The sequence below is a fragment of the Rhizobium sp. SRDI969 genome, assembly GCF_025152725.1.
Taxonomy (GTDB): domain Bacteria; phylum Pseudomonadota; class Alphaproteobacteria; order Rhizobiales; family Rhizobiaceae; genus Rhizobium; species Rhizobium leguminosarum_I.
Map to the genome: position 1 here is coordinate 237157 of NZ_CP104039.1, position 18137 is coordinate 255293.

Consider the following 18137-nt stretch of genomic DNA (forward strand, 5'->3'; position numbering starts at 1 on the left):
CACTTTCCAAAGGCCGTCTTCCGGCAATTTCGGTGCGACCCGGATGCACATTGGAAGGCGGCACGTCACCCCCGGTGGCGATGCGACAGTGTGACAACATGGCCGCATCGCATCGAAGCTTGTTAATCGACCTGCACGGGCCTTCCTGTCTGCCAACTGACAGTGGCGGCCTCCGCCAGTTTCTGAGCCTGGAGGCCGTCGAGTCCGCCGGGCCTCGGTGAGCGGTTGCCGCTGTCGATCGCATCGATGAAAACATTGATCTCACTGGCGTAGGCCTGGGCGTAGCGTTCGAGGAAGAAATATTGGACGGGATCGCCGCTAACACCATGCGCATTGGAAAGCTCGACGCTGGTTGCGTGGATATTCCTCGCCGCAAGCATGCCGGCAGCTCCGTGGACTTCGATGCGCTGGTCGTAGCCATAAGTCGCCCGGCGCGAATTGGTGATGACGGCAATGCGCCCGGATGCCGTCTGCATCTGCACGGCGGCGGTATCCACATCGCCCTCGGCCCCGATCGCCTTGTCGACGAGCGAGGAGCCAAGTGCATTCACGACGATGAATTCCTCCCCGATGAGGAAGCGGGCCATGTCGAAGTCATGAATCATCATGTCGCGGAACAGACCGCCGGAGGATTTGACGTAATCGGCAGGCGGCGGCGCGGGATCCCGGCTGGTGATCGTCACGATTTCGATTTCGCCGATATCGCCGCGGCGCAGGCGCGCTTCCACACTGGCGAAATTCGGGTCAAACCGGCGATTGAAGCCGATCATCAAGGTCGACTTGTTCTTCTCGACGACGTCGAGGCAGGCATTGATGCGCTCGACCGACAGGGACACCGGTTTTTCGCAGAGGATTGCCTTGCCGGCCTTCGCGGCCGCTTCGATGAGATCGGCGTGGCTGGGGGTCGGTGTCGCAATCAGGATCGCATCGACGTTTGAGGACTTGATGACGTCCTCCGCATCGGCAACCTCGGCGCCCGTCTGCGCGGCAAGCGCCTCTGCCGATGCCTTGAAGGCATCCGCCACATAGACGAGCTTCGCCTTCGGGTTCGCCGCAATAGTCGCGGCATGCACCTTGCCTATCCGGCCGGCGCCGATCACTCCAAACCTGATCATTGATATTTCTCCACGATATGTAAGTGTTGACTATCGAAATCTTCAAACCGTGAAGGCGTCGCGGAAACGGGCAAGCGCCGTCTCATCGTCGCCGGAAGCCCAGGCCTCCATGCCGATCGTGCCGCGATAGCCCATATCCTTGAGCGCACCAGCAATTGCCTTGTAGTTGATCTCTCCGGTACCCGGCTCCATGCGCCCCGGAACATCCGCCACCTGGATTTCGCCGATATGAGGCAGAGCGCGCCGGCATAGCTCGATGAGGTTTCCTTCGCCGATCTGAGCGTGATAAAGGTCGAGATTGAGCTTCAGCGCCGGTCGGTTTACCGACGAAACGAGCGCAAGCGTATCTTCGGCCTTGGCAAACGGTGTCTTTGGGTGATCGACTGCCTCATTGAGGTTTTCGAGCACGAAGGTGACGCCCTCTTTGTCGCCGAGGTCGGCGATACGGCTAAGAGTATCGCGCGCCTTGAGCCACATGGCGCCCGTCACCTTGTCGGCCTTGACCACCGGCAGACCCTGGCCGTCGAGACCGGTCCCATGCAGGTTGAGGCGCGGGCAGTTGAGCTCTCTGGCGATCGGGATCGATTGCTTGGCCGTTCGCAGCAATTCGTCTGCGCCCGCGTCATCGGCGAGCGTACCGGTCACATAGCCGGTCATTGACGAGAAGACCGCTCCTGATCTTGCAAGGGCGGCGATGTCATGTCTCGTCCAATCCCAGATCTCGGCCTGAAAGCCGAGTTCGGTGATGCGCTTGAGCCTGTCGACGACCGGCAGCGACTTGAAGACCATCTCGGCACAGATGGCGAGCGTGAAGGGGGATGAGGCATTCGACGAGCCGTCGTACATGACCGTATTCCATGATTGATGATTGAGTGAAAGGCGGCGACGGCCCTTGAAAGCCAATCGAACGCCGCCTCGGAAGCAAGCCGGCTAGATCGTGCCGCCGAGTTCTTCGGACAATTGCTGCAGTTCCTTGCCGCCGGCCATGAGGTTCTGAAGCTCATCCATCGCGATATCAGCCTTGGCAAAAGTGCCAAGCGTCTGGCCGCGATTGAGGATGGTGAAACGGTCCGCCACCGCGTAAGCATGGCGAACATTGTGGGTGATGAAGATGACGCCCAATCCGTTTTGTCGGACCTGGTGGATGTATTTCAGCACCATCGAGGTTTGCGCCACGCCGAGCGCCGAAGTCGGCTCATCGAGAATGAGGATCTTGGCGCCGAAATAGACCGCACGCGCAATCGCAACGCATTGGCGTTCGCCCCCCGACAAGGTGCCCACTGCCTGATTGGGATCGCGGATATCGATGCCGATCTTGCGCATCTCTTCACGCGTGACGTCGTTGCAATGCGTAAGGTCCAGGTGACGGAAAGGGAAGAAGCCTTTGCGAGGCTCCCGGCCCATGAAGAAGTTACGGGTGATTGACATCAGCGGGATCATGGCAAGGTCCTGATAGACAGTCGCAATCCCCGCATCGAGCGCGTCGCGCGGACTGCGGAAATTGACCGGCTTGCCTTCGACCAGGAACGAACCTCCGCTTGGGCGGACGACGCCGGAGAGTGTCTTGATCAAGGTGGATTTGCCCGCGCCGTTGTCACCGAGGAGACAAAGTACTTCTCCGGCCGACACCTGCATCGACACGCCGTTGAGCGCAATCACGGAGCCGTAGTGCTTGATGATATCGGTCACTTCGATGATCGGCGTTCGATTGTTGATATCAGACATGATCAGCGCTCCCCGGTAACCTTGCGGCGGATGAAATTGTTGAAGAGAACGGCCAGCAGCAGCATCGAGCCCAGGAAGACCTGAAACCAGTCGGAATCGAATTTGGTGTAGGTCAGGCCGATCGAGACCGAGCCGAAGATGATCGCGCCGAAGAAGGCGCCAATCGCCGAACCATAGCCGCCGGTCAGCAAGCACCCACCAATGACGGCGGCAATGATCGCCTCGAACTCTTTCTGAAAGCCGCGTCTGGCGTCAGTCGAGCCAGCATCGAGCACGGTGATGATGGCAACCAGAGCTGCCGCGCATGCTGTCAGCGCAAAAAGGCCGGTCTTAACTCTGTGAACGGGCACGCCGGAGTTTCTAGCCGCATTGGGATCGCCACCGGCGGCAAAGATCCAGTTGCCCGTGCGGGTGCGCAGGAGGACCCAGGTCGCAGCCAGCGCAAGCGCGACAAACCACAATACGGAAACCGGGACGCCCGTGACCTTCGGCATGCCGTTGGGGAACTTGTCGATCAGATCGTGATCCGCGAGCCAGACAAATGCGCCCTTCAGCGCATCGCCGGAAAAAAAGCCAAGCAGCGGACTGTCTTTGACACGATCGCTGATGCCGCGAAGCTGCGTCGAACCGCCCGTCGCCCATTTCAGGCCGACGAGCGTCAGGCCACGGAGAATGAAAAGGAATGCCAGGGTCACGATGAAGGACGGAAGGCGCGTGCGAATGACGATCTGCCCATTGATCGCTCCCATGAACGCGGCGAAGAGCATCGTCATGACGATGGCAACCGAAAGCGGCTGGCCGAAATTCGTGAGGATGACGCCGAAGATCAGTCCGGCAAAGGCCACCATCGAGCCGATCGAGAGATCGAACTCTCCTCCGATCATCAGAAGCGCTGCTGCAATGGCAAGGATTCCCAATTGCGAGGCCGGCGCCATGATGGTCATCAGGCCGGAAAGCGAAAACATCGTCGAATCTGCGGTGAGAAAGAAAAAGACGATGACGAGAACAAGGCCTGCCACAGCACCAAGCTCTGGCCGCCGCATCATATGCGTCAGAAAACTCACTTGTTTGACGCGCTCATCGGTCTTCGGCGTAGCTGCCGTTCTCTGCTCAAGCGAAGCCATAACTCCTCCGACTGGATCGTGATTTAGGGTGGCGGGGCGCTGTTCGGCAGCGCGATCGGTCAGCCAAACCCCCTCCCCACTGGGAGGAGGAGAGTCTGGGAGAATGCCTTACGGCAATTGCGGTTAGCGAATGCCCTTGGCGGAAAGATCCACAACTTGGGCAGCCTTTTCCTTGGTGATAAGGTTCGGGCCGGATGGAACATTCCCTCCCGGGATAAGCCCGTATTTGGCGTAGTTGGCCAAAAATACGACCGGCAGATAGCCCTGCAGGAACTGCTGCTGATCGATCGCGAAAGCTGCCTTCCCATCGGCAACGGCCTTCAGGAAATCAGCTGAAAGGTCGAATGTCGCCACCTTGATCTTGCCGGTCATTCCGACATCCTCGACGGCAGCCAGGGACGGCTCGCCGGCCGTGCCGGCACCGAGCGCCATGACAGTGTCGACGGCAGTATTGGAACTCAGCGCCGCCTTGACCTTCGCGCGGACATCTGCCGGATCGTTGCTGACGGGCAGCACCGTGACCTTGCCGCCGAAACCGTCGGCAAAGCCCTTGCAGCGCAGATCGAGCGAAACATTGCCGACCTCCTGGTTCACGCACAGGCCTTCCTTGCCGCCCAACTCATGCAGCTTCGCGCCGGCGGCCTTGCCGGCGGTATATTCGTCCTGGCCAACATGGAGAAGTGCTCCCAGCTCCTTTGAAACGTCAGAACCGGAATTGATGGAGATAACCGGGATACCGGCGGCGACAGCCTTCTTGATGGATGGACCGAGTGCCGAGGCGTCTGGAATGGAGACGATAAGCCCATCGGGCTTCTGATTGACGGCAGCATCGATGAGCTGCCCCATAGACACCATGTCGAAGGTTTCCGGAGCGCGATAATCGACGCTGACACCCATGTCCTTCGCCGCTGCGTTGACGCCGTTCTTGACGACCGACCAGAACGGATCATTGGCTTGGCCGTGGGTGACGGCGACGATGCGAATGTCAGCCGCGTTGGCGATTGCCGAAGAGCACATGAGCACAGCAGCAACGGCCGCACTCGTGAGAAGCGATTTCACACCGAATTTCATTTGACCCTCCCAAAACACAGTCCGCTCCATGCGAACTTGAGAATGCTACCGGTTGCAACGCCGATTGCACCCGGTAGCAAGCTCGACAAAACTACTTTATTGTCCACAAAAATCAAGCATCCATTCCATTTTTATTTTTTTGTGGAATATTCATTCCATTCAAGAGGAGGCAGTCATGCGCAAACGGGCGACGGCGAAAGAGGTGGCGGAAGCCGCCGGCGTGTCGAAATGGACCGTCATCCGTGCGTTCACGCCAGGTGCGTCCATTGCGGACGCAAGCCGGCAAAAGGTGCTTCGGGCGGCGGAGACCCTGAACTATTCGCCCAACCTGCTTGCCCGAAGCCTCGCGACGAACACCACCCATCAGGTGGCCGTCTTCGTCGACGACTTCGCCAATCCGCATAAGCTTCCGGTTCTGGAGACGTTGACCGAGCGCCTGCAGGCGGAGGGTCTGCTGACAGTATTGATCAACATCAACCGCCATTTCGATCACGTTCACGCCTTGATCAATGCTGACCAACGACAATTCGATGCCGTGATCCTGTTCGGTACGGCCTTTCGCGAGGAAACGCTGGGTGATCGACGGCTTGGCCGAGGTTTCCCCCCGATGTTCGTTCTTGCGAGAGACAGCCAAATCCCCGGCGTTCCCGCGATTGCCTGCGATGCAGAAATCGCTCTCAGCGAGATCGTCGATTACCTGTTCGACAAGGGCTATCGCCGTCCCGGCTTCATGACCGGGGCGAGAACCCTGTCGACGGCGCTCGGCAGGCGTCATCACTATGCAAATTTTTGGCGACGAAAAGGTGTCGAAGGCGTTGCAGAATTGGCCGCGGAACGATACAGCGCCCGGGCCGGCGCCGAAGCGGCACGCACTTATCTGAACGCAACTTCGCCCGCATCGCGCATCGATGTTTTGATGTGTGAAAATGATATTTTGGCGCTGGGAGCGATGGACGTTGCCCGCAGAGAGTTCGGTCTTGGGGTTCCGCAAGACTTGGCAGTCGTCGGCTTCGACAATATCGAACTCGGCGGGGCTCCTGCCTACGAACTAACCAGCTACGAACAGCCCACCGACGAGATGATCAACGCCATGGTCGCAATGATAACGGGCAAGCGCGATGCCGAAATGGTTGTCATGCGGGGACGGCTTGTGCCGAGGTCATCGGCATGACGTGTCTCAAGGATCTTCCCAGGAGCACCTCGCGTCGCACTTCTGACCACGATCGAATGATGGTCATCCCGCTGTTGATGGGAATTGAACCGCAAATCCTGTGCTATAGTGGCCCTTGGGACGATCACCGATGAATCTCATGCTGACAAGATTCGTCTTGGGCTATTACGAACTTGAGATCCATGTCTCCCCAGATCCAATTCGGATTGGAATTGACTATTCGCCGCGCAGATCCGTACTCGACGGCAAAGCTGCGCTGCACTTTTCTCACTTTGAGAAGCTTGGATGTCCGCGGTGATGTTTCGGCGACGTTTTCAGCATCGCAACAAGCCCTGCAGATAACCACTATTGCGCTGCCGGTCTAAGCCCTTGCTCGGCCAGCGGCGCGAGGCCTTAGGCTCGAAATCAACATCTGTGCACGCTCAGTCAAAACCAATTGCAGACGTAGACACGACGGCTCCGCTGCTTTCGGCCATGATGTTCCTCTAGGTGAGAGGAGACATCATGCGCTTCAAGAACAAGACCGCCTTGATTACGGGCGGGGGAACGGGAATCGGTGCGGCGGTTGCGCGCCGGATTCGGTTGGAGGGTGGCAACGTTGCGCTTGTGGGACGGCGTCCGGACCCACTTCACGCCGTTGCCGAAGAGATCGGAGCCGCGGTCGTTGTCGCCGATGCAGCTGACGGCACCAGCATGAAGGCTGCCGTCCTTACCGTCGCAGAGCAGTTCGGCGGACTGGATATTCTCGTGGCCAATGCCGGGGGCCACGGTGTCGGCCCAACGGTCAGCATGTCGGACGAGACTTGGGATCTGGCCATCAGGCTCAATCTCAACACGGCCTTCGTCAGCGCGCGCGAGACGTTGCCGCATCTGATCGAGAGCAAGGGCAATATCGTCGTGCTTGCCTCGATCGCGGGACTTTTTGCCGGTCCGGATGCCGCAGGCTACGTCACCATGAAACACGGCTGTATCGGCCTGGCAAAGTCGCTGGCTCGGGACTATGGCCGTCTTGGCGTGAGGACCAACACCGTTTGCCCCGGCTGGGTGATGACGGCGATGGCCGACGAGCAGATGGAATTCATCATGGAAAAATTCAAGCTGAAGAGCATCGAGGACGCTTATGCCCTGGTGACGAAGGACGTGCCGCTTGGCCGTGCCGCAAGGCCTGAAGATGTCGCCAATGCCGTCTGCTTCTTGGCCTCGGCGGAAGCCACGATGGTCAACGGCGCCATCCTGACCGTCGACGGCGGAGCCGGGACCGTCGATCTGCCCACACTCGCATTCACCTGAGGAGGAGACAATAATGAACCAGAATCCGAAAGACTGGAAAACCTACGATCAGTTCGCATATGGGATCGACGCGAACCGTCTGCCGGCGACGAATGCCCTTTCCGGCTCATCCCACACGATCGTCTTTGACGATGCTCGCAAGCTTCAACTCACCTTCCACGATAACAATTTGCAATGGTCGGACGGCGATGACAGCGCAACCGACAAGGTCGAAGTCATCGAGGTCGCGCCCGACACCTTCTTCGTCGAAATCATTTTCGCGGGTCGACCCAAAGAAGCCGAGACCTTGATCCTGAACGTTTCCAGCCGACGCGTTCTGTCGATCTACTCGATCGTGCGCGAAAAGGAGCAATCCATCGGAGAGCCGCAGGTGGCGCAGATTTTCCGACCCGGTATTCTCGAAGGCGGCGCAGTCAGCGGACCGGTGCCGACCGAAAGCCGCGACCTGATCGGGCTGAGGGCGCATTTCACCTATAGCCCGAACCACGTCTACGAACATACCTATCTCTCGTCGCAACGCTATGCATGGCAATGCCTTGTCGGCGTGCAACGGGGGCACGGTGACGTCGACCTGACGACCACCTATAAGTTCGACGAGGACCAGTACATCTTCACCTTCCGGGAATTCAAGATCGCTGTCGCCTCGACATTCTTCTACAATTTCAAGGATATGCGTTCGACCGGCAAGTTCCTCGGCATCACCGGCGATGGCCGTATCCAGAACAGCCCGGCTGGCGCCTTCATCCGCAAGGCGTCGATGACCTACTATCTCCCCGGGCAGGAACCCGTCTGAAAGGCAGAACGATGCGCACAGCCTATGAGATTGTGAAAGCACACTACGACGCCAACGCGCGCCGGGATATGGACGGCATGCTTGCCGACATCGCCGCCGATTGCCGATGGACCGAAATGGATGGCTTTCCCTGTGCCGGCACCTATGTCGGTCCGCAAGAGGTTTTCAAAAACGTCTTCTTCGCACTCGGAGAAGCCTTCGACGGCTACACGTTCGCCCTGGATCGGCTGCTGGATGCCGGCAGCGATGTGATCGGAATCGGTGATTATTCCGGGACTTACAGACAGACCGGCAAGTCCTTCAAGGCGCGTGTCGTTCACGTCTGGAGCGTTGCAGGCGGCAAGATCCGGGGCTTCGAACAATTCACCGACACGCTGCGTGTGGCGGACGCAATGCGATAAACGCGTGGCGGCCTGGCGAATTCACGCCGGGCCGCCCTTTCGCCAATCGGAGGGCGAAAGCGCATAGCGGCCGCGAAACGCCCGGGAGAAATGCGCGCTCGAAGAAAACCCGAGCCCAAAGGCAATCTCCGATATTTCCCCCGGGCGGCATGTAGCGTCCCGTAGTCGGGACGCGGCTCTTTCCAGTCGCAGGCTCCAGATATAGTCGGCCGGCGTCGTGCCCTCGACTTCGAACGCGCGATAGACATAGCGTACGGAGCAACCCATGCGGCGCGCGATCATGGCGACGTCGAGATCGGGCCGAGAAATGTGGTCCGAGACGAAGTCCTTCATACGCCTTCGCAGCAGGTCGAGGGAATGGGCGCTTGATCGTTCCCGTTGCGGATCGACGCCGATCATGGTGCGAACCAGTTCGATCATCGTCTGGCCGAGACTGGCGCGTGCGGTATCGTCCAACTCGCTGATCTCCCGGATTGTCGAATCCATCAGCGAAAGCAGGATGCGCTGCATCCCCGCATGTTCGGGCATGGCGACAAATGGCTCCATCAGCCGGTTGACCGCTTGAACTGGAAGCGCGCCACGCGGCAATTGCAGGAGAAGCAGGCGGACAGCCGTTCTGTTGGTCAGCACATAGGGACGGCTTGGATCATACATGATGCTCGCGCCGGCGCCGACTGGAACGCTACGGCCATTTTGGTTGAGGGACGAAAAGCCATGTGTCTGGATGACCAGTTTGATGGCATCGGGAGAGTCCGAGCCGAGGGTCACGCGCTCGCCAAAAACCGTGTGCGGATCGGCTTCCAGCAGCGTCAGGCGGCAGGCACCGAGCATTGCCGACAACAGCTGGCTTTGATCTTCGTCACCCGATTGAAAATCGAGCCGCACATTGCCGAACAAGCTGCGGGCAACGCTCGGAAAATCCCTTCCCCCTGCAACTTTAACGGATGAGAAAACCGGTTCCATGCTGTCTTCCTCATGAGGTCAGGTAGCCGCCGTCGACCGGCAGGCAGACGCCGGTTATGTAGCGTGCGGCCGCAGACGACAGGAAGACGATCGCGTCGGCGACTTCCGCCGCCTCGCCCCATCGTCCCGCCGGTATGCGGTTTCTGATCGGCGCCGAAACGACTTCATCGGCAAACAATGCCCGGCTCAGCGGCGTTACGATCCAGCCCGGCGCGACGGCGTTGACGCGGATATTCTCCGCCGCAAATTCCTGCGCCAGCGACTTTGTCAGTTGTACGATCGCTCCCTTGCTGGCCGAATAACCTGGCCGATCGGCCGCGCCGAACGTCGAATACATCGACGCAATGTTGATGATGGACGAACCGGATTTCATCCGGCTGCGGCCCAGGCGACAACAATCCATGACGGATGTCAGGTTGATGGCGATGACCTCATCGAATGTCTCTTTCTTCCATTCGTCACGATCGCGGCTGATCCCGGTGCAGTTTACAAGGACATCGATCCGATCGAGGGTCGCAAAGAAATCGGCAAGAGCGTCGGGCTGAAGGACGTTGATTTCCCGGCTCTCGATCCGCTCGCTGCGCGGCCCGCTGGAGGCACCAAGGCCGCAGCAGACGACCCGGGCGCCGAGCTCGGCAAAACGATGAGCCGTCGCAGCCCCGATGCCCGATGTTCCGCCGGGAATGACGACCGTGCGGTCGGCAAAAAGATCGTTGGCAAAGGTCATCGTCTCTCCTTGAGATCAGCTGGCGAGATAGGCGCCATGCAGGATTTTGGGATTGGCCTTCAACGTTTCGGAGGCACCGTCATAGACCAGCCGGCCGCGCTCCATGACCATCGCGTGGTCGGCAAGATCGAGAGCAAGATTGGCGAACTGTTCGATCAGGAGCACACCGATGCCGTTTCGGGCCGCAATCTTCAGCGCTTCCGCCAGCCGTTTCACCACAGTCGGCGCCAGCCCAAGCGAAAGCTCGTCGACCACCATGAAGCCTGGTTTGGCGATGAATGCCTGTGCCATCGCGACCATCTGCTTCTGCCCCCCTGAGAGATCGGAAGCCAGCTGGCGTTTGCGCTGGGCAAGTTCCGGAAATATCTCATAGGCCCTTTCGAGCCCCTCGCGGCGACCGGATGGTGACCCGTCGAGGGCGGCAACGAGGATGTTGTCTTCCACCGAGAGCTGGCCGAGCACCCGATGCCCCTCCGGCACCAGCGCCAGGCCGGCCCGGCGGATGCGATCGGGCGAAAGCCCGTTGAGTGACATCGCATCGAGCCGTATCGCGCCGCCAGCGACTGGCAGGACGCCAGCAAGCGCCATGACCGTGCTGGATTTGCCTGCGCCGTTGGCACCCAGCAATGCCGTGATTTCTCCACTCCGTATTGCAAAGGAGACATCGTGAATGACCCGTTTGCCACCGCGCTCGACGACGAGGTTTTGGACGGCCACGGATGAGATCGCCACCATCTCAGAATTCCCCCAGATAGGCGCGGCGGACGTTCGGGTCGGCAAGCACCGCTTCCGTCGGCCCCAGCGCCAGCAGCTTTCCATAGTCAAGCACCATCGTTTCGCTGCACATGGCGCGAATGAGCTCGACGTCATGATCGATCACCAATACTTGCGCCCCGACTTCGGTGGGGATGCGCAATACGAGTTCGCGAAACATGCCTCCCTCCTCGTCGGTCAAGCCTGCTGCGGGCTCATCGAGCAGAATGAGTTTGGGATTGCCGATCACGCATTTGCCGAGTTCGACCAAACGGCGCTGGAACAGATTGAGCGACTGGCCCAGCTTATCGGCCACGGTGCGAAGGCCGACAAAAGCAAGTGCGGCATCGACGGCCGCCGCACGGTGAAGTGGTGCGACCACGTGATCTGCGATTGCGGTGAGATTGCCCGACACCGACAGGTCCTCGACCACCTGCTCGGTCTGGAATGACCGGCGGAGGCCGGCGCGGACGCGCTGCAGCGGGGCAAGATCCAGCAGTTGATCGCCATTCAGTGCGATGCTGCCTTGAGCCGGCCTGACAAAACCGGAGAGAACATTCAGCAGGGTTGTCTTCCCCGCACCGTTCGGGCCAATCAGGCCGGCGATCGGCGCAGCGAGTGTCGCAGTTAGTTCATTGATCGGCCTGACGCCGCCGAACTGGACGACGAGATTGTCGATGGCGATCATCGCGCCCTCTCCTTTGCCGAACGGAATTGCAGCCGGGTGACCAGCGAGGCGATCTGCCCGGCAATGCCGGATGGTGCCGTCGCCAATGCCTGGAACAGCGCAACGCCGAAAATCCCGATGGTCACATATCCGTCGATGCCGAGATCGGTCAGCAGCGCCGGCACCGCCCGCAACAGCAGCCCGGCAATCAGCGCTCCGTACCAGTTGTAGACTCCGCCGACGATTGCCAGCGCGAAGAGGTTCAAGCTCTCGAAGGCGCCAAAGGCGCGACCGTCGAGCTGGCCGACGTTTCCGGCCAGCAGTGCACCGGCGACACCAGCGAGGAAGCCGCTGAGCGCAAATGCCCATGCCTTATAGGTCAGCACATTGACACCGCTGGCAATGGCGACCGTCTCGCCTTTGCGGATCAGAGCCCAGGCGCGGCCTGGTCGCCCCAGCTTGTGCCATTGCGCGATCAGCAGAGCGATCGTCGCGGCGAGGCAAACATAGAGAAAATAGGCGACCGCTCCCTCGGCAATTCCGGGCCGGGGAAGCATGGCGCGGCCCGAACCGTCGGCGCGGCCGAGAAAACCATCGCCACCGTCGGGAAAGCCCCAGGCGCTGATGATGATCTGAAACGCGCCCGCAAGCATCAGCGTGACAAGGGCAAGATAAAGCCCTCTCAGGCGCAACGCCGGCAAGCCGAAGGCAAGGCCGACCAAGGAAGCGATGATACCTCCCGCCAGAAGGCTGACTTCGAACGGCGGGTGAAAGGCGTGGCCGACACGAAGCGTTACCCAGCCGCCAACCCCGACGAGCGCAAATTGGCAAAGCGAGACGAGGCCGAGCTGCCCATAAAGGATTGCCAGCCCCGCCACCGAGAGCGACAGCGCTACCGCTGACGTTGCGGCCGACAGCCAGTAGGAATTGGCAAAACACATGACCACGGCGGCAAACAGAGCCATCGTCGCGGGAACCTGGAGAAGCTGTTTGGGAAACCGGGCCACCGGAACGCGCTCGGGCAATGCCTGTATGGTCTGCTGCGAAGTCATCATCGGTCCTTCAATACGGCCTTGGCCGTACTCCCCAAGATCGTGACCGCGACGAGCGCGATAATGAAAGGTGCGGCCGCGCGATAGGGTGATATCCAGGCGACCGGGGTGAGCGCAGCTTCGGCAATGCCGATCAGAAGCCCGGCGACGGCCGTTTGCCAAAGTGAGCGCAACTGGCCGAGAATTGCCGCCGCGATTGCTGGGATCACCAGCAAAGTCAGGAACGTGCCCTGGAGGCGGACGAGGTCGGCAAGCAGCAGGCCGGCGAAACCGGAAAAAATCCCGGTAATGACCCATGCCGCCGTCTCTGTGTAGAGAATGCGAACACCGAGGATTGCGCTCAGGTCGCGGTCGTTGGCCAGGGCTCGCATGTCGAGCCCAAGGCGCGTCCGATTGAGCAGCAGCGTGATCGCGCCGACCATGACGACGGCAAGCAGGATAGCGATGATGCGCGTGTACGTGAGGCGAACGCCGAAGAGAGAAACGAACATCTGATCGGTCGGAAACTGCAGGCGACGCGGCAGTTCACCCCAGATGATTCCCATCAGTGCGATCAGCACCAGGGCCGGCGCCAAGGTCCCGACGGCACGCACGACCGTATCGCGATGCGATAGCATAGGTGCAAAGAGCCGCCCGTAAAGAAAGCTGATGGCCGTGGACACGACGACGGCCGCCAGGATGGCAACGGAAAGCGGTATTTTCCATTCGAGAAGCTGCCAGACGCAGTGCGCGCCGATAGCACCAAACGCGCCGAAGGCGAAGTTAAGGACCCCGGTTGCCCGAAAGAGGATGACAAGGCCGACGCCTGACAGGGCGTAGACGGCCCCAATTCCGAGACCCGATATCAGAAATGGTAAAAAGGTCATGAGCGGATTCCGATGTGCGGCCGAAGAGACGGCGGGGGCAGCTATCCCGTGGCTCGGACCACGGGACGATGCGTGATGCCTCAATTTACGGAGCTATTCCGGCGCTCTTTTCAAAGGCGCGGATGTCGGCCAACTCCGGATCGGGCGATGGCGCGCAATCGGAGATCACCTTCCACTTGCCACCCTTGCTGACTGCCATGCGCGTCGTCGAATTTGCATTGTGGCGCGGCTGACCATCGCCGAAATACCAAGGCGCGCAGAAAATATCGCTGGCAAAGCCCTTGACCTGCCGGATGGCGGAACTGGTGCTTTCGCGCGTGATGTCCTTGGGATCAAGTGACATCAGTGCCTTCTCGGCAATCCGGGCGGCAAGATATCCGGCCTGGGCGAACGTGTCGCGCGGATCGGAAGGCTGGCCATATTTGTCCATGACGGCAAGCCAGTTCTGATTGTCGGGCGTCACGGCCTCGAGATCGTTGAACTCCATGTTGACATAGAAGTTTCCATCCCAGCCTGCGCCAATGGTCCCGGGCACCGAAAGGTCATAAGCCGATGCGGCACTCAGGAACTTGATGGTCTGGTTGAGCCCCTGTTCTTCGGCCGCAGTCAGAAGCGGGATTGTGACGCCCTTGGGAAGGGCGAGGATAATGACATCAGGCTTGGAAGCCGCCGCCTGCAGGATGATCGAGGTCGAATCGGCCGTACCGGGATCCATCAGGATCGTTTCCGCCATAAAGCCTTTTTCCTTGGCCAGAGACTTAATGCCGTCGCAGGACCATGTCCCGACGTTCGGGATGTTCGGACCGATGCAAACCACCGACTTTGCCTTGAGCTGATCCAATGCGTAGCCCATGGCGCCCAGCGTGGAGACGCGCGGCCCGGCATTCGTCGCGGCGTAGTTCTCGGCAAAGAAGCACTCGCGAGGAACGCCGACGCCAGCGACGACGACAATGCCGGATTTCTTGTAGAAATCCGCGTTTGCGCCACATTCGACAAAGCTCGAATTGCCGACCATCAGCACCGCCTTCTCGTCGTTGACGAGCTTGGCGGCCAGCTGAGCGGCCGTCTCAGGATTCCACTGATCGTCTTCGACCAGATATTTGACCGGCCGCCCTTTGATGCCGCCATTGGCGTTCAAGCAGTCGAAATAGGCCTTGGCGGCCCTTGTCGAGTTCGAAAAATCGTCCGGACCGGTTTTGCCGGTGATCGCACCGATGACAATCGGATCACCGGTCGCGGCTTTGCCGGTATTGTCGCCGCAGGACGCAGCCGCATGAGCACTGAATGCCGAAAGCAGCATCAGGCCGAGGCCGACCACCAGCCCCCTCATATCTATTCTCATCGTTTCCTCCTCCAGTTTCCGTTATTGTCCGCACTCCCCGCGAACGTCTTCAATCGTGGAATCTCTGCCTCAGCCGGCGATCGCCTTGCCTGTCATGAACGCGGCGGCGCGGGCTGCAATCATCATCACCGGAGCGTTGGTGTTCCCCGATACCAGCGTCGGCATCACCGATGCGTCGCATACCCTCAGACCCTCGACGCCGCGCACCTTCAGATCGGCCCCGACGACCGCCATCGGATCGTCTGGCCGCCCCATGCGCGCCGTGCCCGCCGGATGGAAAACGGTCTTGGCGGTCTGCCGGATGTAGTCGCGCAATGCCGCCGGATCATTTTCGACCCCCGGTTTCGGCAGGACGCGTCGCTTGATAAGTTTCGCAAGCGCTGGTGCATCCAGAATGCGGATCGCTGTCTCGACACCGCGCACCAGCGTATCGAGGTCGGCCGGGTCCGAGAGGAGATTGGCGTTGAACTCCGCCTTGTCATTCGGGTCGGCGCTTCTGAGGCGAATGGTGCCGCGCGAGCGCGGCCTGAGGTAGCAGGGGCCGATGCTGAGACCATGACCGGGTTCGGGATCGCGGTCGACGAAACCCACAAGAACCGGCAGGACATGGAACTGAACATCCGGCTGGCCGATGCCGGCCGTATCCACGAAACCACCGCATTCGACCACGTTCGACGAAAGCAGGCCACGATGCGACAGCAGGTAGCGCGCCATGTGTCCGGCGGCGCGAATCCCGCTGTCATGCCCAAGGATGGAGATCGGCTCGTGGGTCTCGCCTTGAACCGGCGCTTCGAGATGATCCTGATAGTTTGCGCCGACGCCCGGCAGATCAGCCACCACATTGATGCCGTGAGAGCGGAGATGCTCGGCCTCGCCGATGCCCGAAAGCTGCAGGATCTTGGGTGTCGCGATCGCACCCGCCGTCAGCGCGATTTCCTTGGAAGCGGTGAATATGGTGCCGTCCTGCAGCGCCACACCCGTCGCGCGCCGACCCTCGAACAGAATGCGGGCGACCTTGCGTTCGGTCAGGATCGTGACGTTCGGCCTGATCTCCGCGTCACGCAGGAACGCCTGCGCGGAACTCCAACGACGCCCCCGGTAAGTCGTACTCTGATAGAACCCGACGCCTTCCTGGGCTGCGCCGTTGAAGTCCGGATTATACGGAATGCCGACTTGCGTGGCTGCCTGAATGAAGGCTTCGCTTAGTGGATGGCGGTGACGGGGGTTCGAGACGTGCAGGCCACCGTTGCGGCCATGAAATTCGCCATTGAGGCTTTCATTGTTCTCGAGCGATCGGAAAGCCGGCAGCACATCTTCGTAGGACCAGCCGTGACACCCCATCTGCGACCAGGTATCGTAGTCGTTCCTGTGGCCACGGATGTAGATCATCGCATTGACGGAACTGCCGCCGCCAAGCACGTTTCCTTGCGGGGTAATGCAAGGGCGGCCATTGAGACCTTTCTCCGGCTCGGATGCATAGGGGTGAATGTCGACCCCTTTGCCGAGAACCTTGAAGAAGGTGGCTGGAATATGGATCCAGGGGTCGGCGTCACGCCGGCCGGATTCGATCAGCAGAACCTTGTTCGCCGGGTTCTCGGAGAGCCTGTTTGCCAGCACGCAGCCCGACGATCCGCCGCCGACGATAATGTAGTCGAAGTTGGTCATGGCTCAGCTCAAAACCGTCTGGATGGTGGTAAATTCCTTCAGCCCTTCGGCGCCGAACTCGACACCCATGCCCGATTGCTTGACGCCGCCAAAGGGCGCGTTCGGCTGGATCGTGCCGTGCTTGTTGATCCATACCGAGCCGCATTCGAGCTGCATTGCGTAGCGCTTGGCTTTTTCGGCGTCTGCCGACCAGACCGAGCCGCCAAGCCCGGCGGGATTGGTGTTGGCGCGAGCGATGACCTCATCGATATCGGAGTAACGAATGATCGGCAGTGCCGGCCCGAACTGCTCTTCGTCGACGAGACGCACACCATGGTCGACGTCGGCAACAAGCGTGATCGGATAGAAATAGCCCGGCCGGTCGATCGGCGTGCCGCCGGCGAGAATTCGGCCGCCATTGGCGCGCGCATCATCGACAAGTTCGCGAACTTTGTTGAACTGCATTTCGTTCTGGACCGGGCCAAGAATGCTGGTTTCGTCAAGGCCGTCGCCGATCACGATCCTGCCGGCATAGTCGGCAAGCCGTGCGCAGACGTCTTCATAAATGCTGTCGTGCACATAAAGGCGCTTCAGCGCTGCGCAGGTCTGGCCGTTGTTGATGAAGGCTCCCCAGAACAGGCCCTCGGCGATCTGCGCGGGGTCGGCATCGGGAAGAACTATACCGGCATCATTGCCGCCAAGCTCGAGCGTCAGGCGTTTCAACGTCGCGACAGCCGAAGCCATGACCTTCTTGCCGGTCTCGGTCGAGCCTGTGAAGGTCATCTTGGCGATGCCGTCATGGGCGGAAAGTGCTGCACCAATGCTGTTTTCGCCGGTGATGACATTGACGACGCCGGGCGGCAGCACTTCGTTCATGATCTCGACAAGACGGATCGTCGAAAGTGGTGTCAGCGGCGAGGGCTTGATGATGACCGTATTGCCGGCTCGCACCGCTGGCACGATATGCCAGCAAGCGATCATCACCGGCCAGTTCCAGGGTGTGATCGAACCGACGACGCCAATGGGTTTACGATGCAATTCGACGCGGCCCTCATTGTCGTCCTGCAGGATCTCAACCGGCAGATTCAGTTCGGCGGTGTGGCGTGTCCAGGCAAGCGCGCCACCGATTTCGAACCGGGAACCGAGACCATTGAGAGGCTTGCCCTGCTCCAGCGTCAAAAGCCGCGCGAGCTCCTCGCCATTGGCTGCGATCTTTTCGGCAATGGCGCGGCAGGCGGCCTGGCGCTCTTCTTCCGGCGCCTGGCTCCAAGTGCGAAAGGCGGCTGAGGCGGCGGCAACGGCAAGGTCGAGATCCGCCGCCGTCGCCAGCGGCATCTGACCGACGATTTCGCCGGTCGATGGGTTGCGAATGTCGGCATAGGTTGCGGTCTCGATGCGTGCTCCGCCGATGAACAGACTGTACTGCTTCACGA

General features: G+C 60.2%; 18 protein-coding genes and 1 pseudogene. 4 read left to right on the forward strand and 15 right to left on the reverse strand.

Annotated elements, in window-relative coordinates; translation table 11 throughout:
* Positions 1 to 122: 122 nt before the first annotated feature.
* The 5 genes from iolG to N2A41_RS32845 form a co-directional block, all read right to left on the reverse strand.
* The gene (gene iolG, locus N2A41_RS32825; RefSeq protein ID WP_260112052.1) at positions 123 to 1115 is read right to left on the reverse strand and encodes an inositol 2-dehydrogenase; all 993 of its coding nucleotides are present in this window, start codon (positions 1113 to 1115) and stop codon (positions 123 to 125) included.
* 42 nt (positions 1116 to 1157) lie between these two features.
* On the reverse strand, positions 1158 to 1961 hold the full coding sequence (locus N2A41_RS32830; protein ID WP_170260110.1) for a TIM barrel protein: 804 nt from the start codon (positions 1959 to 1961) through the stop codon (positions 1158 to 1160).
* 84 nt (positions 1962 to 2045) lie between these two features.
* Positions 2046 to 2840, reverse strand: coding sequence for an ATP-binding cassette domain-containing protein (locus tag N2A41_RS32835; protein WP_017968730.1), 795 nt, complete (start codon positions 2838 to 2840; stop codon positions 2046 to 2048).
* A gap of 2 nt (positions 2841 to 2842) precedes the next feature.
* Complete coding sequence (locus tag N2A41_RS32840) at positions 2843 to 3964, reverse strand: ABC transporter permease (protein ID WP_170255324.1); 1122 nt, start codon at positions 3962 to 3964, stop codon at positions 2843 to 2845.
* 123 nt (positions 3965 to 4087) lie between these two features.
* Positions 4088 to 5035 (reverse strand): sugar ABC transporter substrate-binding protein, encoded by a 948-nt coding sequence (locus N2A41_RS32845; RefSeq protein WP_222293770.1) that lies wholly within the window; start codon positions 5033 to 5035, stop codon positions 4088 to 4090.
* A gap of 175 nt (positions 5036 to 5210) precedes the next feature.
* On the opposite strand from N2A41_RS32845, the gene N2A41_RS32850 reads away from it, so the two are divergent.
* The gene (locus N2A41_RS32850) at positions 5211 to 6206 is read left to right on the forward strand and encodes a LacI family DNA-binding transcriptional regulator (RefSeq protein ID WP_170260151.1); all 996 of its coding nucleotides are present in this window, start codon (positions 5211 to 5213) and stop codon (positions 6204 to 6206) included.
* Between the two features lie 154 nt (positions 6207 to 6360).
* Here the strand turns inward: N2A41_RS32850 and N2A41_RS32855 are convergent.
* Positions 6361 to 6477, reverse strand: a pseudogene (locus N2A41_RS32855) (transcriptional regulator); the annotation flags it as partial.
* Positions 6478 to 6710: 233 nt separating this feature from the next.
* Between N2A41_RS32855 and N2A41_RS32860 the strand changes: the two are divergent.
* The 3 genes from N2A41_RS32860 to N2A41_RS32870 are packed head-to-tail and all read left to right on the forward strand — an operon-like array spanning position 6711 to position 8690.
* Entirely contained in the window at positions 6711 to 7496 is a 786-nt protein-coding gene (locus N2A41_RS32860; RefSeq protein ID WP_260112053.1) for an SDR family NAD(P)-dependent oxidoreductase, read from the forward strand.
* A gap of 13 nt (positions 7497 to 7509) precedes the next feature.
* Positions 7510 to 8289, forward strand: a complete 780-nt coding sequence (locus N2A41_RS32865; RefSeq protein ID WP_260112054.1) for a molybdenum cofactor biosynthesis F family protein — start codon at positions 7510 to 7512, stop codon at positions 8287 to 8289.
* An 11-nt stretch (positions 8290 to 8300) separates the two neighbouring features.
* Entirely contained in the window at positions 8301 to 8690 is a 390-nt protein-coding gene (locus tag N2A41_RS32870; RefSeq protein WP_260112055.1) for a nuclear transport factor 2 family protein, read from the forward strand.
* Positions 8691 to 8711: 21 nt separating this feature from the next.
* On the opposite strand, the gene N2A41_RS32875 is transcribed toward N2A41_RS32870, so the two are convergent.
* The 9 genes from N2A41_RS32875 to N2A41_RS32915 form a co-directional block, all read right to left on the reverse strand.
* A complete protein-coding gene (locus tag N2A41_RS32875; protein WP_260112056.1) occupies positions 8712 to 9653 on the reverse strand; it encodes a helix-turn-helix domain-containing protein in 942 nt (313 codons plus the stop codon).
* Positions 9654 to 9663: 10 nt separating this feature from the next.
* Positions 9664 to 10380 carry an SDR family NAD(P)-dependent oxidoreductase gene (locus N2A41_RS32880; protein ID WP_170255330.1) on the reverse strand — a complete coding sequence of 239 codons (717 nt, stop codon included), beginning with the start codon at positions 10378 to 10380 and terminating at the stop codon, positions 9664 to 9666.
* Positions 10381 to 10395: 15 nt separating this feature from the next.
* Positions 10396 to 11115: an ABC transporter ATP-binding protein gene (locus N2A41_RS32885; RefSeq protein ID WP_170260116.1), complete on the reverse strand. Its 720-nt coding sequence runs from the start codon at positions 11113 to 11115 to the stop codon at positions 10396 to 10398.
* Between the two features lies 1 nt (position 11116).
* On the reverse strand, positions 11117 to 11821 hold the full coding sequence (locus N2A41_RS32890; RefSeq protein ID WP_222293753.1) for an ABC transporter ATP-binding protein: 705 nt from the start codon (positions 11819 to 11821) through the stop codon (positions 11117 to 11119).
* Positions 11818 to 12855 (reverse strand): branched-chain amino acid ABC transporter permease, encoded by a 1038-nt coding sequence (locus tag N2A41_RS32895; RefSeq protein WP_170260118.1) that lies wholly within the window; start codon positions 12853 to 12855, stop codon positions 11818 to 11820. The genes N2A41_RS32890 and N2A41_RS32895 overlap by 4 nt, the downstream gene beginning before the upstream one ends.
* Positions 12852 to 13718, reverse strand: coding sequence for a branched-chain amino acid ABC transporter permease (locus N2A41_RS32900; protein ID WP_260112057.1), 867 nt, complete (start codon positions 13716 to 13718; stop codon positions 12852 to 12854). The genes N2A41_RS32895 and N2A41_RS32900 overlap by 4 nt, the downstream gene beginning before the upstream one ends.
* A gap of 85 nt (positions 13719 to 13803) precedes the next feature.
* Positions 13804 to 15060, reverse strand: a complete 1257-nt coding sequence (locus tag N2A41_RS32905; RefSeq protein ID WP_170260120.1) for an ABC transporter substrate-binding protein — start codon at positions 15058 to 15060, stop codon at positions 13804 to 13806.
* 69 nt (positions 15061 to 15129) lie between these two features.
* Positions 15130 to 16725: a GMC family oxidoreductase gene (locus N2A41_RS32910; protein ID WP_170260121.1), complete on the reverse strand. Its 1596-nt coding sequence runs from the start codon at positions 16723 to 16725 to the stop codon at positions 15130 to 15132.
* 3 nt (positions 16726 to 16728) lie between these two features.
* Entirely contained in the window at positions 16729 to 18135 is a 1407-nt protein-coding gene (locus tag N2A41_RS32915) for an aldehyde dehydrogenase family protein (RefSeq protein WP_222384905.1), read from the reverse strand.
* Between the last annotated feature and the right edge of the window lie 2 nt (positions 18136 to 18137).

Bases quoted from the DNA above. Each gene is read 5' to 3' on its own strand.
- N2A41_RS32850 (WP_170260151.1), top strand. From the start codon at position 5,211: ATGCGCAAACGGGCGACGGCGAAAGAGGTGGCGGAAGCCGCCGGCGTG.
- N2A41_RS32845 (WP_222293770.1), bottom strand. From the start codon at position 5,035: ATGAAATTCGGTGTGAAATCGCTTCTCACGAGTGCGGCCGTTGCTGCT.
- N2A41_RS32890 (WP_222293753.1), bottom strand. From the start codon at position 11,821: ATGATCGCCATCGACAATCTCGTCGTCCAGTTCGGCGGCGTCAGGCCG.
- N2A41_RS32840 (WP_170255324.1), bottom strand. From the start codon at position 3,964: ATGGCTTCGCTTGAGCAGAGAACGGCAGCTACGCCGAAGACCGATGAG.
- N2A41_RS32895 (WP_170260118.1), bottom strand. From the start codon at position 12,855: ATGATGACTTCGCAGCAGACCATACAGGCATTGCCCGAGCGCGTTCCG.
- N2A41_RS32865 (WP_260112054.1), top strand. From the start codon at position 7,510: ATGAACCAGAATCCGAAAGACTGGAAAACCTACGATCAGTTCGCATAT.
- N2A41_RS32875 (WP_260112056.1), bottom strand. From the start codon at position 9,653: ATGGAACCGGTTTTCTCATCCGTTAAAGTTGCAGGGGGAAGGGATTTT.
- N2A41_RS32880 (WP_170255330.1), bottom strand. From the start codon at position 10,380: ATGACCTTTGCCAACGATCTTTTTGCCGACCGCACGGTCGTCATTCCC.
- N2A41_RS32905 (WP_170260120.1), bottom strand. From the start codon at position 15,060: ATGAGAATAGATATGAGGGGGCTGGTGGTCGGCCTCGGCCTGATGCTG.
- N2A41_RS32900 (WP_260112057.1), bottom strand. From the start codon at position 13,718: ATGACCTTTTTACCATTTCTGATATCGGGTCTCGGAATTGGGGCCGTC.
- N2A41_RS32870 (WP_260112055.1), top strand. From the start codon at position 8,301: ATGCGCACAGCCTATGAGATTGTGAAAGCACACTACGACGCCAACGCG.
- N2A41_RS32860 (WP_260112053.1), top strand. From the start codon at position 6,711: ATGCGCTTCAAGAACAAGACCGCCTTGATTACGGGCGGGGGAACGGGA.
- N2A41_RS32835 (WP_017968730.1), bottom strand. From the start codon at position 2,840: ATGTCTGATATCAACAATCGAACGCCGATCATCGAAGTGACCGATATC.
- N2A41_RS32885 (WP_170260116.1), bottom strand. From the start codon at position 11,115: ATGGTGGCGATCTCATCCGTGGCCGTCCAAAACCTCGTCGTCGAGCGC.
- N2A41_RS32830 (WP_170260110.1), bottom strand. From the start codon at position 1,961: ATGTACGACGGCTCGTCGAATGCCTCATCCCCCTTCACGCTCGCCATC.
- iolG (WP_260112052.1), bottom strand. From the start codon at position 1,115: ATGATCAGGTTTGGAGTGATCGGCGCCGGCCGGATAGGCAAGGTGCAT.
- N2A41_RS32910 (WP_170260121.1), bottom strand. From the start codon at position 16,725: ATGACCAACTTCGACTACATTATCGTCGGCGGCGGATCGTCGGGCTGC.